The organism is Microcystis wesenbergii FACHB-1317 (assembly GCF_014696875.1).
Classification (GTDB): Bacteria; Cyanobacteriota; Cyanobacteriia; order Cyanobacteriales; family Microcystaceae; genus Microcystis; species Microcystis wesenbergii_A.
This window is the reverse complement of the sequence record NZ_JACJQV010000073.1, coordinates 1-13,443: the sequence shown is the minus strand read 5'-3', so window position 1 is coordinate 13,443 and position 13,443 is coordinate 1. Positions and strand designations below refer to the sequence as shown.

Here is a 13,443-nt window from a genome sequence, read left to right as displayed (position 1 = left end):
CCCCAGCTTGTTCGGTAAATTTATTCGAGTCGGTGGGTTGCATTCTGAACTATGATAAGCCAGTGTCAGAGGTCTAGTATAGCGTGCTATCTGGGCAATTACACGGCGATCGGGTTTTCGGTGAGTGATAATGAGATTAATGAAAAATCAAGGGAAGTGAATTATTATTGGAATTATCCGATCTTTCCGTTAATAGATGATGATTTTCTAGATGCCTAACAAAAAAACACGACAACAGTGGCTCGAAGAATTTTATAGAGTACATGGAAACTCTTATAATTATTCATTAGTAGAGAATATCGATTCCTCCACAAAAATTAAGGTTATATGCCCTACTCATGGAGAATTTGAAATCGCTCCAGGACATCATAAAAATGGGGTTGGATGCCGTAAATGCTACTTCGCATCTCAGAAGATATCAAAAGAAGAGTTTGTTCGTCGCTCCGAAGAACACTTCGGAAACCGCTATAACTATTCACTGTTTACCGAGCTTCCTAAAGTTAGTGAGCGGGTCAGTATTTCATGTAGAGAACACGGCGTAATTTTTTTACAAGAACCTCGAAGTCATATGCGAGGGCATACAGGATGCCCGCAGTGTAAATCGATGATTTTATCTGGGTCTCAAGAGGAAATAGGCCAAATCAAAACAAAAGAGGATTTAAAAAAAAGCTTTGTCGAGCGGGCGATCAAAATTCATGGTAACAAATATAACTACAGCGAATTCGAGTATTTAACGTCCAGTACAAACAAAAGGAAAAATAATTTGTTCAGAACATGGAGAGTTTTGGCAAACTCCTAGCAACCATTTAAGAGGTAGTAATTGTCCAGAATGTTCGCAGGAGAGTAAACATAAAGATACCTTCAAAAATAAATGCAAGGAATTGGGCATCGATTATTGGAGAGCATTGAAAAGACGCGAGGCGGGATTGCCTGAAGAAAAAATTTTTGAAAAACAATACGTTCGTGGTTCACGAGAAATTAACAAGGTCGTGGTATTTGGAACCGAATATCCTAATCTTGAGGAGGCAGTAAGGTGTTTAAATCCATCTGCTAGTAGCACAACAATAAGCCGGTGGTTAAAAGAAGGAATAACGCCCGAAGAAGCTTTTGAGCGAATTCCTAATCCAGGCTATGCGGAAGGAATTATTTATTTGGTTACAAATAAAATATCTGGCAAGCAATATGTTGGATTAACAATTCAGACTCTAGAGCGTCGCTGGAAATACCATATAGAACAGGCTTCCGCTGGACATATCAAAGGTGCTGAATCATTACACCACGCGATTCGAGAGCATGGTTCGGATACTTTTGAAATACGAGAAATAGATCGAGGAACTTGTAAAAAAGATCTTGAGAATAAAGAGAGAACGTGGATCAAAAAACTAAATACTTTGGTTCCCAATGGATATAATATTTCTACAGGTGGGGTCAGCGGTGGATCGCACAAAAAAGTCACCTATATCGATGACATCCGCTTTGAAAGTGTAGAACAAGCTTCAATATATCTCTCTAGGACTCGAAATATTAGCCTTTCTGCGGCGAAAAAAAGGATTAGTCTAGGGCGTATCGATATTAAAACTCCTGCCAAACCTGGCGAAAGCCTAGTAAAAACACAAGTTTACAAAGCTTGGAGCCGAATAATTCACTGTGTGATAAATCCCAATTCCAAAGACTATATACCAGGAGTTGAAGTTCATGATTCATGGCGTGATTTTAAGCGGTTCCTACAAGATGTTGGTCATCCCCCTGAAAAAAATATGGTATTTTCTAGGCTAGATAAAAACCAAGGATTTTTTCCAGAAAATTGTGCTTGGCTTACGAGAAGTGAGGCAAGTAGGCTCAATGCCGAACAAACCCAAAAGAAAGGTAAGCTTAGGAAAAACAAAGATAAAAATAATCGGGAAATTATGAATCACAAAGTAAAAAGTTTATCTGATTGTATGGAAATACAACTCGAATTACCTTTAGATCTATCAGTAGGTACAGCAGATAGAATTATTGTTGAAGGTATTCAAACTCAAGACCGGAAACCTACGAAAACTTTTTTTCAAACCGCAAAATCTTTACAATTGCAAGGAGAGCCGGATTGGTCGGTTCAAATCGACGATCGATAATCGGGTTTCCCTCGATCGCTCGAAATCCTGACAGATCGATCGCTTCCTCGTGAAAATTATCCTAGTGGGACTTAGGCATTTTCGGGCAGCAAAAAAGGCTCAAACCATTACGGGACAAAGGGTTAACCTCGATTTATGATTTTCCTTGATCTATCTGGGTTTCAGCGATTTTGGGCTTCTCGAAGTAAATCCCAAGCAGGGATTGGGGTTGAGGCTTTTCTCGATTTGTTTTTTGTCTAAGTCCCACTAGAAATCTATTCCCAAGTAAAAGCGAATCGAGAACATTTTTTAACCCGCTCTCAGACAAAGTCGGATTTCCAAATATGAACCGCTCGTCGGGCTAAACTTTCTTGACGTTTAGCGATCGTGGAATCACGTTGGGGCTGTTTGGTATTTTATCCATGACTACAATGCACAGCAAAGCAAAGGAGCAAGCCGCCATCACTACTACCGAATCACCACCAAATTTTTAAAATGCCTTGCTTTGCTTGCCCCGTAAGCGATTGAAGACAGACAAACAAGGAATCAAACTAGAGAATGAATCAGCCCTAGGGTTGGGGGGGTTGCCTCTTGCCTCGTCTCAACAAGCAATTTAAATTACGAACAGCTTATAGCTTTCAAACAGGATTTAGTATTATCTGTGGATTCCACTTTTTTCCACTTCTGTCACCCTCAATTATGGGACTGACATCACCCCAAACCCTCTCGTATTCTAAGGTTATCGACAGGAAAGAGAGGTAACAACCATGTTAGCCAGCCAGCAAAATCCAACTTTTGTCCGTAACTACTTAATCGCAGTTATCTCCGTGGTGATGATGGGTGTGGGAGTTGCCGATCTCGTCAATAATCCCTCCCGAATCGCTCAACAAAACCGTCTTGATGGTTATGGTCGCTATGTTAGCGCTGGTTTGGTTAGCGGTGCGGTCAATAATATGCGTTAATCTGCTTCTGACACTGGATGTCACCAAGTCCCTTTGAGGACAGATGTTAAAGCGAGATTTGACATTTCTAGCTTTTGTTGTACGATAATGTCGCTAGTCGTTATTCTCATAACTTGGCAATTTCAATATAGCCTATCATCCATTCCATGAATTCCTAGCAATTTCCTTGTTGATGAGGTACAATGTCTCAGGTTTTGGGGAGAGGAACAAAAGGGTTAAGTGAGCATACCTCATGATACTGGTAAACTCTATAGTTATGGATAAGTCCTCTGTCGATACCAAGAGAGGATGTTATTATGCCAGTAATGATATTTATCTACACATGAAATGGGGGATTCCATGAAAGAAAAATTACTAAATCAAGTTCGGGTTACTAAACTTGAAATCGTTAAAAAAATTAGTTCCTATCTACCTTATTTGGTTACAAGTAAAAGGATTAAGGAATTACCCGATCAGCAATGCTGTTTTCCAAATTTAATAGACGATCCCGAAAATATACTGTCTAGTGCCCCGAAGCTAGTTGATCTTCCCTGGGGTGGTGTAAATCCCAAGTTCTACGGTTACACCGATAGTTTCTTGGGTAGTTTACAGAACTCTTTTCAAACCTTCTTGGGGACTCCAGATGATCAAAAGACAATTGTTTTCGAGAATGTTCTTTATGATCCTAAAGAGCGTTGTTTATACGATGCAACGGGAAAAAGAATTTCCTCAAGTTGTAACTTTCGACTGAAGGGACGCACAGCGAACGCCACTCAGTCCAAGAAAAGCATCGAAGTACCGAAAAAGTTAAGAAAAGTTTCTGGGACAGCAATCTATGTCGGTTATTTTCAAATCTATCACTATGGTTTGTTTATGACTGAATCGATTTCTAGGCTATGGTATTTAGCCAAGAATTTAGAGCATCCAGTATTGGTTCAAGGAGTCGATCAACGTTTAGCATTACGACAAAACTATATTGATTTTTTCTTTAAAATGGCGGGACTAGATAATGAGCGATTGATCCATTTTAGTACACCGACGTTGATAGAGAAAGTGATAGTTCCTTATCCGTCTGTGTCCTTAGAATGCGAAATTTTCGATGCTCAAAAGTTAGTTCCAGAGGCGATAGCGAATAACTACTTGCAAGAGCGAGAAGTTTCTCCAACCTCTCAACCTTTATATCTGTCGAGAAAAAAAATGCCTAGTTATAAAAGATTGATTTATAATGAGAATGAGTTAGAACAGATGTTAGCTGGTCGGGGATGTGTGATCGCTGATCTCCAGGAACTTCCTCTCGGAGAACAGATCGCTCTCATCAATAAACACGATACAATAATTAGTACGATGGGATCGGCTCTGCATAATATCCTTTTTAATGTCACTGGACAGAAAAATATCGTATGCCTGGGATATGAAGATTATATAAATCCTAATTTTTTGATGTATGATGCTATCAAGAAAGTTAGTGCCACCTATATTGCTGGGCTGCAGCGCGACCCTAGTTGTAATAAAAAAGGCAACTTCGACAATCAAAACCGATTTGTGGATTTATCCTTAACCTTATCGGCTTTGAAGGATATTGACTTGCTTTGATTTTTATCTAAAGTATTTCAATGTGATCGATAGACAATCAAGTGCTTTTCTGGTGTTTTGTCCGAGCATAACTGTCAGAATCCCCTTAACTTCACCATCGTAAAAGGAAAACAATGCTTGAAAGTAGGTTTGAAAGACTAAACGCATTAGCAGATATTAACTCCGCCTCTAAATATTTGGAAATTGGAGTTAGCTCTGGGGAGACTTTTATTCGGGTTAAGGTTCCCAAAAAAATAGCTGTAGATCCCTGTTTTAGGAACGATGTTCATAAAAAATATGCCAATGAAAACTCAATTTTTTATGAGATAACGAGTGATTCTTTTTTCTCCACTCTCGCTCCGCAACAGGGTGAGTTCGATCTGATATACTTAGATGGATTACATACTTTCGAGCAAACGTTTAGAGACTTTTGTAATTCTTTGCGATACTCTCATTCCCGCACCATCTGGCTTATTGATGATACCTATCCGATCAGTTGGGTTGCCTCTATATCTAATTACCGGCTCTTTTGCCGATTAAGAAAATGGATTAAGATTAAGGATTCAAGATGGATGGGGGATGTCTATAAGGTCATTTTCGCTATCCATGATTTTTTCCCTCAATTCAGTTATGCGACTTTTCCCGGTCACGGGCAAACTGTACTCTGGTTGGAAACCCGAAAGGATTTTACCCCGACTTGGGATTCTTTGGAGAAAATTAGTCGTCTTAGCTATTGGGATTTCGAGAAGTTTAAAGACACTCATCTACTTATCCGCGATCCCGAGACTATTCTTGATCAAATCAAGAAAAGCTTTGCTTAACCGCTGCTCCCAAATCCGCTTTTATATAGTACGATTAACTGCTCACTCCCTCACTTCCCATCAGCCCACAGTTCCTGACTGATAACTGATAACTGAAACTGCCTAAACCCAAGAATGGAGAGCGCGTAATTGGGGCGTTTTTTTAGCTTGGTGGGTCTGCATTCTTTGTAAAACATCATCGAGAATTGTCACCGCTTCGCGGATATATTCCCCCTTATTCAGCATGACACATTCGGCCCTTTCGGCCATAGCGGCATCGGTAATCTCGGCCCGGGAGGGAATACTTTTCTTGACCAGATTTTCTAGGACTTGGGTGGCCCAAATTACCGGAATATGGGCCGCTTCGCATAACCAGAGAATTTCCTCTTGAATTTCTGCGAGTCTTTGATAGCCAATTTCTACGGCCAAATCACCCCGGGCAATCATCACCCCAAAAGGTTGTTTACCGGCGGCATGGATGATTAATTCGGGTAGATTTTTCACGGCTAAAGGTGTTTCTATTTTGGCCACGATTGCTTTTTGTCGCCAAGCATCCCCCAAACGACTTTGTAACTCTAGCTGTAGTGTCTCGATATCGCTGGCTTTCTGTACAAAAGAGTAACCGATAATATCGGCATTTTCGGCAATAAAATCTAAATCTTGCCGGTCTTTTGCGGTCAAAGGATCGATATTTAAGACGGTATCGGGGAAATTTAGACCTTTATCTGCTTTAAGTTTTTCCCCTTTCTCCCTGGCGTGGGTAATTTTTAGTAAAAGACCTTCCGGCATTATGGCAATAACTTCAGCCCCAATATGACCATCATCAATCCAAACTTTCGCCCCGACGGGAATTTGGGGAATAATTTCCGGTTGGGAACAATTAGCCTGAAAATACTGAGGATGGGCAGTATGGGGCGGTTGGGTGGTTAAGAGAAGAAAATCCCCTTGATATAGTTTGGTTTGGGACTGGGGGGCTAAAATCTGTTCTAAACGGATTTTTGGGCCAGCTAAGTCCATATAAACTTTACAGGTATGTCCATTGACTAAATTTTCGGGATTTTTGACCGCCTCGCGCAGATTTTCGATCATTCCCCGCCACTCTTTGGGTCCATCATGGGCGCAATTAATGCGAATACAGTCCATCCCGCAACGCAGTAATTGAGCGATAAAATCGGGGTCGGTTGCCGCCTCCGTCGGCATTGTCACCATAATTCGCACCCGACGCCGGGGGGAAGGCAGACCGAAAACTTCCGCGCTATGGGAAGCTAAAAGTTGATCTCCTTGGAAAAATGCCTCTAAAGGGGGATGTTTGGGTAATAATGAGGCTTCTTGATGACAAACCGCCCCTAAAGTGGCAATTACCGCATCGAGAGTCGGTAAAACTTTCGATTCAATCCGGCCTAGGGAAGATAATCCCCAGGGCATTAAAGCTAATTGTAAATCCCGGATATCTTCTTGTCTCAGGGCGAGATAATAGGCTAAATTACGGGTGCTAGGTTGAAAATTCTCCTTTTCAATGAGGTTGTTCCACTGCTGCAATTTCTCCTCTCCTTCCACTGTCACAAAATGCCGTAACCTTTGCAGATGATGGAGGAGAGTTTGGGGATAGGATAATTGTTCTCGTTTGAGTTGTTCTGAGAGAGTTAAAGACATAAAATCAAGTAAAAAGTAAAAATCGTCAATTACTAAGGCAATATTTGCCTAGAAAATGCTCACTTTCGCCGCTTATACTGCTTTTGGCTGGTTATGGGATCATTTCTCAGGTATAATCTCTCTGTTTCTATACTAAGCAAATATCCCGTCTCTAGAAGTTAATTTTTGCTACGATTTACTTCCCCCTTAATATTAAACCTCTTGCATAATTAGGGTCTGCTGAAAAAGTTTTTCCTGGGGGTAGGAGTCGGTCGTCGGTCGTCGGTCGTCAGTAGCCGGTCGTTTCAGGCTTTGTTGCCCTTGGTTTTTGTACCAAGCGATGTACTACAAGGAGAATAATGCAAGGTTTTTGAGGGTTCCAATCCGATTTTCTAGCACTAACATCGGATTTTAACAGGTCAAAAGCCTTATTTTCAAAGGGTTTTACCATTATTCAGCCAGCTCTAATTAATTTTTGAGGGTTCAAAAATGAGAAAAATAGGCATAAAATTGCCTAAAATCACTAAATAGAGCCTTTAATTGATTATTATTTATTCTTAATTCTCCTGACTACTGACTCCTAACCCTCACAACAATTTTTGATTTTTGCCAGAGGTCTATTCATTTACGAACAGTCTCCCAAGAAGGTTTGGGGCTGAATATTGAGGAGATAATCAAGAAAAGTCTTGGCGATTACCGATAGTTTTTTATCCTTGGGATAAACCACATACCAATGGCGTTGGATGGGAAAATCTTCCACGTCAAGGATGGTAAATTCCCCATTGGGATGATCTAAATTTAAGACGTGCTGAGACAGAACCGAAATTCCTAAACCACCGGCGACCGCTTGTTTAATGGCTTCATTATTGCCGATTTCCAAACGCAAAGATACAGTGATGCCATGGTCGAGAAAAATTTGCTGCACTGCCCGTCTAATTCCCGATCCCATTTCCCGCATGATAAAAGGTTCCCCTTGCAGTCGTTTAATTGGAATTTTTTTCTGTCCTGCTAGGGGGTGATCTTTGCGAGCAATAACCACGAGGGGATTTTCCAGAAACGGTTGAATCTCCAGGTTTAGCTCTTGAGGGGGTTCGCTTAAAATATATAGATCATCAACATTATTGATCATCCTTGTTTCTAGGTCTTGGTGATTGGTCAATTCTAAGGACACATCCACCCCTTGGTACTGTTGACAAAAAGGACCTAGGATCTGAGGGATTAAATATTGGGCTGTGGATACCGCCGCTAAACGCAGTTTACCCTGTTTAATGCCCTTGATATCGGCGATCGCCATCTCAAAGTTATCAAGATCCTTGAGGACTGCTTGACAGGTGACTAATAAACTGCGTCCGGCCTCGGTTAAATACAAACGTTTGCCTATCTGTTCAAATAAGGGTAAACCCACTGATTTAGTCAGTTGTTTCATCTGGGTGGAAACGGTGGGTTGGGTGATCGATAGTTCTTCAGCAGCCCTGGTGAAACTGCCATGACGAGCGGTCGCTTCAAAGACAATCAGTTGATGTAAAGTGGCGTGAATCAAGAGAGGCCTCTAGAGAGCTACACTTCTGTTACTGCCTTGAGGAGCTTTGCTAAACAGAAGCAGGAATGGAGGGGAACGAGTAAAAACCTCCCCACCCCGCTTATATCATAGGTTTAAATCAATACTTTTGTAAAGATATATCGATTTAAACTCAATTTACAAAAATTTGCTTGTCAAGCTATCCGTTCTAGTATAGATTTAGAACAATCGATCTTTAAAAACCATAAAGTTTTGTCTATCAAGGCTGGTCTGTCAACCGCCAGCTTTGTTATGGCAAAAAATCCTTTGCTCAGTTGGATTCTCATGGAAATAACCAATCGTATTCATTTTGACAATTTGCGGGGCGATAGCTTCGGTGGTGTAACAGCTGCCAGCGTTTCTCTCCCTCTAGCTCTTGCCTTCGGGGTGGCTTCTGGGACGGCGATCGAGGCCAGTTTAACCGACAAAAATCCCGAATTAGGCTTACCTGCGGACTTGACACTGTCCAAAGTTCTGCCCGCAACAGGTTTGCTTAAGGGGTAAAGAGCCTTACTCTTACTCTCTTTCAGCTTTTGAAGGTTCATTTAGTTCGTTTATATTCAATACTCCTCATCAGGGGAGGCTTAAGGAGGTATTCGTGGATTTTTTCTCATTGTTTGTCATGGACTTTATCCAGCAGTTGCAGTCGCCAACGCTGGCCTTTTTGATTGGTGGCATGATCATTGCCGCTCTCGGTAGTGAATTGGTCATCCCAGAGTCGATTTGTACGATCATCGTCTTCATGCTGCTGACCAAAATCGGTCTGACCGGCGGGATTGCCATCCGCAATTCCAACCTGACGGAAATGGTATTACCAATGATCTTTGCCGTCATAGTAGGGATTATTGTGGTCTTCGTCGCACGCTATACCTTAGCCAATCTGCCCAAGGTGAAAGTGGTGGATGCGATCGCAACTGGGGGGTTATTTGGAGCCGTGAGTGGCTCGACTATGGCCGCCGGTCTGACGGTACTCGAAGAACAAAAGATCCCCTACGAGGCCTGGGCCGGCGCACTCTATCCCTTTATGGATATCCCGGCGCTGGTAACGGCGATCGTGGTGGCTAACATTTATCTTAACAAGAAGAAGCAGAAAGAATCGGCCTACGACCGCGAGTCTTTTAGCAAGCAGCCGGTGGCGGCCGGGGATTATTCCGATCAGCAGGATTATCCCAGCAGTCGGCAGGAGTATCTCAGTCAGCAGCAGCCTACGGATAATCGGGTCAAGATCTGGCCGATCATTGAAGAAAGCCTTCGCGGACCTGCCCTATCGGCCATGTTATTAGGTCTGGCTTTGGGCATATTCACCCAGCCGGAAACTGTCTATAAAAGCTTCTACGATCCCCTCTTTCGTGGCTTGCTTTCAATCTTGATGCTGGTCATGGGGATGGAGGCTTGGTCAAGGGTTGGCGAACTGCGTAAAGTAGCCCAGTGGTATGTCGTCTATAGCGTCCTAGCACCCTTTGTGCATGGTCTAATCGCCTTCGGTCTCGGCATGGTTGCCCACTACGCCACCGGGTTCAGCTGGGGCGGTGTCGTGGTTCTGGCCGTCATCGCTTCCTCTAGTTCCGACATCTCCGGGCCGCCCACGTTGCGGGCCGGTATCCCCTCGGCTAATCCCTCCGCCTATATAGGCGCGTCCACGGCCATCGGTACGCCCGTAGCGATCGGCTTGTGCATACCCTTCTTCCTTGGTCTCGCCCAGGCCCTCAGCGGCGGCTAGGATTGTGGTCTGTGGGCGCTCCCTTGACGGGGCTTACCAAGCAAATAAATGTACACATTTAAGGAGATAATCAACATGGCCAAACCAGCCAAAAAGCTCGTCATCGTCACAGAAAAGATTTTGTTGAAAAAAGTCGCCAAGATCATCGAAGAATGCGGGGCGAGTGGTTACACGGTGATGGATACTGGCGGTAAAGGCAGTCGCAACGTGCGCTCGTCGGGACAACCCCACGTTTCCGAAACCGATACGAATGTTAAGTTCGAGATACTTACCCCCGATCGAATTATGGCCCAAAATATTGCCAAGCAGGTTGCCGATCAGTTTTTCCTCAATTTTGCGGGCATGATCTATCTCTGTGATGCGGAGGTTCTGTACGGACAGAGTTTCTGTGGACCAGAGGGCTGTGAAATCTAGACAACTAAGCTTGTCTTGATCCGGGCCACCCCATCTGCAGCCTGACTGTCCTTGAGCGGTGGCCCTTTTTCCTATCCCCCAGTTTTATGACCACCTAGGGCTTGCTGAATAAATCTAAAAACCTTGTTGGATAAGGCTTTTAGGCTTTTTTCCCTCAAAAAGTGCTGACCATTGGAGTGATTGGGGGTAAAATTCCTGGACTTTTTCCCTGAAAATTAGGTAACTGACTACCTCAAAATCGGTAAAACCCTACACCCCACCCTGCCCCCCCGATGTCGGGGGGGGTTGGGGGGCCACACCCTGCCCCCACGAAAAACTTTTTCAGCAGACCCTACCTAAAACCTTTAAACCCTCATCCCTTTAAACTCATGATTTTGTCCCCTATTCTGCCTCCTTTGATCGGGGAGATAGCGGCTCCCATGGCTCCGCTCCCCTTGCTCGCCACCGTTGTGGCCGAGGATTCACCGATTATTCTCTCTGGCGTATTGCTGACACTGGTGGTGATTTATCTGGCCAGCAAGCTCGGCGCAGAGGCCGCCCGACGATTGGATTTTCCTCCCGTACTGGGAGAACTGGTCGCCGGTGTGATTGTCGGCGTTTCGGCCTTGCATCTGCTCATCTTTCCCGAAGGGGGACTATCGGCCTCTGACTCGCTTATTATGACGGTACTGCAAGGATTGAATCAATTGGCCCCGGCTGCCGTGGACCGGATCTTTGAGTCCCAAAGTGAAGTGATTTCGGTTCTAGCTGAAATCGGTGTGATTATTCTGCTGTTTGAAATTGGCCTAGAATCCGACCTGCGACAACTCAAGGAAGTGGGAATTCAGGCCACGGTTGTGGCCTGTGTGGGGGTTGCGGCACCTTTTGCGGCAGGTACGGCCGGGTTAATGCTCGTCTTTCATGTGGCGGCTATCCCGGCGATTTTTGCGGGGGCAGCCTTAACGGCAACCAGTATCGGTATTACCTCGAAGGTGTTGTCCGAGTTAGGTCAACTCAAATCCAAAGAAGGGCAAATTATTGTCGGTGCGGCGGTGATCGATGATGTCCTCGGTATTATTGTTCTGGCTGTGGTCGCTAGTTTAGCCAAAACTGGTGAGATTGATGTGACCAATGTTATTTATCTGATTGTCAGCGCTACGGCCTTTTTGATCGGATCAATTTTGTTGGGAGGTATTTTTAACAAAAGTTTTGTGGCGATCGTGGAGCGGCTGAAAACTCGGGGCAATATTGTTATTCCGGCATTTGTCTTCGCTTTCTTTATGGCATTTTTGGGCAATGCTATTCATCTTGAAGCGATTTTAGGGGCTTTTGCTGCGGGTTTGGTGCTTGATGAAACTGATACCCGGAACGAGTTGGATGAGTTAATTAAACCGATCGCCGATTTGCTTGTACCAATTTTCTTTGTGACGGTGGGAGCGCGTGCTGATCTCGGTGTTTTAAACCCAACGGTACCGGAGAATCGGGCCGGACTTTTGATCGCTGTCTTTTTGATGGTTGTGGCGATCATCGGTAAACTGGTGACAGGCTGGGCAGTTTTTGGCATATCTGGAATCAATCGCCTCGCCATCGGTGTGGGTATGATTCCCCGGGGTGAGGTGGGTCTAGTTTTTGCTGGGATTGGTTCGGCCAGCGGAATTTTGGATAAGCCTTTGGAGGTGTCGATTATTATTATGGTAATCCTGACGACTTTCCTGGCCCCTCCCTTCCTCCGAATCGCTTTTGGTAAGACGGAAGCTGTTCCCGAAACCCTAGAAAGCAAGGATTCGGCTAATCCTATTCCTTAATTTTGCGGGTAAAATCTGATTTTTTAGACGAGGCTGAAGCATTTTCAGCCTTTTTACAAATCTATGCTAAGGATCACCGGAGCGATCGAGGTAAGATTTGAGAGTATCTAATCTTTTTCCTATGTTCGAGCAGACATTTAAGAATATCGACGATATTCTCCGAAAAGAGGCGGGATGCGCCACGGAGTTGGATTACGCAGAACAGATCTCCTGGATTCTCTTTTTGAAATATCTCGACGATCGGTCGGTCGATCGCCAGAATCGGGCATTATTGACGGGGGAAGACTACGATCCGTTACTAAGCTAAAACGCACTTAAACCACCTAAAATAGAAATAGTAATTTTAGAAAAATCCTACTTATACCATTTTTCATAAGTAATGGCAGAGATGGTTAATCGCCCTAACCCCCCACCCCCCCAACCCCTAGGGCTGTTTCATTCTCGCAAATGTCATTCAATCAAATCCTTATCTGGCAAGGTTTTCAGTCAATTTCTCAGAACAAATATCTGAAAAATTTTTAAAATGCCTTGCTTTGCTTGCCCCGTAAGCGATTGAAGACAGACAAACAAGGAATCAAACTAGAGAATGAATCAGCCCTACCCCAACCCCCCCGACGTCGGGGGGGCAAGGGGGGGTAAGATACCTGCCAAGAATAAAGAAAAATCCTACTTATGCCAGCTAAAGATTTCCTAGATTTAGAAGAAAAGAAAAACTTACAAAAAGCTCTTAAAGAAGAAGAAAGAGCAGAGGTTAGGGAAAGAATTTTAATGTTTCTCTTGCTAAACGACGGAAAAACTCAACGAGAAATAGCTGAGTTTATTGGCTGTTCACTCAAAACGGTCGCCCCTTGGTGTGTTCACGGCGATCCTAACAATTTAGAAAGTCTAGAAGATGGGAGAAAAAATGGAAATCATAAAAAAGCCACAGA

At 43.7% G+C, this 13,443-nt stretch carries 13 protein-coding genes and 1 pseudogene; 12 read left to right on the top strand and 2 right to left on the bottom strand.

Features of this window, described 5'->3' with window-relative positions:
* The first annotated feature begins 211 nt into the window (after nucleotides 1-211).
* The 6 genes and pseudogenes from H6F92_RS25695 to H6F92_RS25680 all read left to right on the top strand — a co-directional run bounded on the left by H6F92_RS25695 (nucleotide 212) and on the right by H6F92_RS25680 (nucleotide 5,427).
* Nucleotides 212-799: a DUF723 domain-containing protein gene (locus tag H6F92_RS25695; protein WP_242029986.1), complete on the top strand. Its 588-nt coding sequence runs from the start codon at nucleotides 212-214 to the stop codon at nucleotides 797-799.
* Nucleotides 800-905: 106 nt separating this feature from the next.
* Nucleotides 906-2,114 carry a GIY-YIG nuclease family protein gene (locus tag H6F92_RS25690; protein ID WP_242029985.1) on the top strand — a complete coding sequence of 403 codons (1,209 nt, stop codon included), beginning with the start codon at nucleotides 906-908 and terminating at the stop codon, nucleotides 2,112-2,114.
* Between the two features lie 746 nt (nucleotides 2,115-2,860).
* Nucleotides 2,861-3,055: a hypothetical protein gene (locus H6F92_RS03650; RefSeq protein ID WP_190356826.1), complete on the top strand. Its 195-nt coding sequence runs from the start codon at nucleotides 2,861-2,863 to the stop codon at nucleotides 3,053-3,055.
* Between the two features lie 339 nt (nucleotides 3,056-3,394).
* Nucleotides 3,395-4,627 carry a glycosyltransferase family 61 protein gene (locus H6F92_RS03645; RefSeq protein WP_190356825.1) on the top strand — a complete coding sequence of 411 codons (1,233 nt, stop codon included), beginning with the start codon at nucleotides 3,395-3,397 and terminating at the stop codon, nucleotides 4,625-4,627.
* Between the two features lie 113 nt (nucleotides 4,628-4,740).
* Nucleotides 4,741-5,079 (top strand): annotated as a pseudogene (locus H6F92_RS25685) (class I SAM-dependent methyltransferase); the annotation flags it as partial.
* 99 nt (nucleotides 5,080-5,178) lie between these two features.
* Entirely contained in the window at nucleotides 5,179-5,427 is a 249-nt protein-coding gene (locus H6F92_RS25680; RefSeq protein WP_242029987.1) for a hypothetical protein, read from the top strand.
* Between the two features lie 102 nt (nucleotides 5,428-5,529).
* Here H6F92_RS25680 and H6F92_RS03635 read toward each other — a convergent pair whose 3' ends face one another.
* Both H6F92_RS03635 and H6F92_RS03630 read right to left on the bottom strand, forming a co-directional pair.
* On the bottom strand, nucleotides 5,530-7,059 hold the full coding sequence (locus H6F92_RS03635) for a pyruvate kinase (RefSeq protein ID WP_190356823.1): 1,530 nt from the start codon (nucleotides 7,057-7,059) through the stop codon (nucleotides 5,530-5,532).
* Between the two features lie 604 nt (nucleotides 7,060-7,663).
* Nucleotides 7,664-8,578 (bottom strand): LysR family transcriptional regulator, encoded by a 915-nt coding sequence (locus H6F92_RS03630; protein WP_190356822.1) that lies wholly within the window; start codon nucleotides 8,576-8,578, stop codon nucleotides 7,664-7,666.
* A 270-nt stretch (nucleotides 8,579-8,848) separates the two neighbouring features.
* On the opposite strand from H6F92_RS03630, the gene H6F92_RS03625 reads away from it, so the two are divergent.
* The 6 genes from H6F92_RS03625 to H6F92_RS03600 all read left to right on the top strand — a co-directional run.
* Nucleotides 8,849-9,100 carry a sulfate permease gene (locus tag H6F92_RS03625; protein ID WP_080603588.1) on the top strand — a complete coding sequence of 84 codons (252 nt, stop codon included), beginning with the start codon at nucleotides 8,849-8,851 and terminating at the stop codon, nucleotides 9,098-9,100.
* 94 nt (nucleotides 9,101-9,194) lie between these two features.
* Nucleotides 9,195-10,316 (top strand): sodium-dependent bicarbonate transport family permease, encoded by a 1,122-nt coding sequence (locus H6F92_RS03620; RefSeq protein ID WP_002757699.1) that lies wholly within the window; start codon nucleotides 9,195-9,197, stop codon nucleotides 10,314-10,316.
* 75 nt (nucleotides 10,317-10,391) lie between these two features.
* A complete protein-coding gene (locus H6F92_RS03615; protein ID WP_002757700.1) occupies nucleotides 10,392-10,730 on the top strand; it encodes a P-II family nitrogen regulator in 339 nt (112 codons plus the stop codon).
* Nucleotides 10,731-11,098: 368 nt separating this feature from the next.
* Nucleotides 11,099-12,514 (top strand): cation:proton antiporter, encoded by a 1,416-nt coding sequence (locus tag H6F92_RS03610; protein ID WP_190356821.1) that lies wholly within the window; start codon nucleotides 11,099-11,101, stop codon nucleotides 12,512-12,514.
* A gap of 121 nt (nucleotides 12,515-12,635) precedes the next feature.
* Complete coding sequence (locus H6F92_RS03605; RefSeq protein WP_242029984.1) at nucleotides 12,636-12,821, top strand: type I restriction-modification system subunit M N-terminal domain-containing protein; 186 nt, start codon at nucleotides 12,636-12,638, stop codon at nucleotides 12,819-12,821.
* A 365-nt stretch (nucleotides 12,822-13,186) separates the two neighbouring features.
* A partial coding sequence (locus H6F92_RS03600) for a helix-turn-helix domain-containing protein (protein WP_190356818.1) occupies nucleotides 13,187-13,443 on the top strand: 257 nt, incomplete at its 3' end.

Bases quoted from the DNA above. Each gene is read 5' to 3' on its own strand.
- H6F92_RS25695 (WP_242029986.1), top strand. From the start codon at position 212: ATGCCTAACAAAAAAACACGACAACAGTGGCTCGAAGAATTTTATAGA.
- H6F92_RS03650 (WP_190356826.1), top strand. From the start codon at position 2,861: ATGTTAGCCAGCCAGCAAAATCCAACTTTTGTCCGTAACTACTTAATC.
- H6F92_RS03645 (WP_190356825.1), top strand. From the start codon at position 3,395: ATGAAAGAAAAATTACTAAATCAAGTTCGGGTTACTAAACTTGAAATC.
- H6F92_RS25680 (WP_242029987.1), top strand. From the start codon at position 5,179: ATGGGGGATGTCTATAAGGTCATTTTCGCTATCCATGATTTTTTCCCT.
- H6F92_RS03635 (WP_190356823.1), bottom strand. From the start codon at position 7,059: ATGTCTTTAACTCTCTCAGAACAACTCAAACGAGAACAATTATCCTAT.
- H6F92_RS03625 (WP_080603588.1), top strand. From the start codon at position 8,849: ATGGCAAAAAATCCTTTGCTCAGTTGGATTCTCATGGAAATAACCAAT.
- H6F92_RS03615 (WP_002757700.1), top strand. From the start codon at position 10,392: ATGGCCAAACCAGCCAAAAAGCTCGTCATCGTCACAGAAAAGATTTTG.
- H6F92_RS03610 (WP_190356821.1), top strand. From the start codon at position 11,099: ATGATTTTGTCCCCTATTCTGCCTCCTTTGATCGGGGAGATAGCGGCT.
- H6F92_RS03605 (WP_242029984.1), top strand. From the start codon at position 12,636: ATGTTCGAGCAGACATTTAAGAATATCGACGATATTCTCCGAAAAGAG.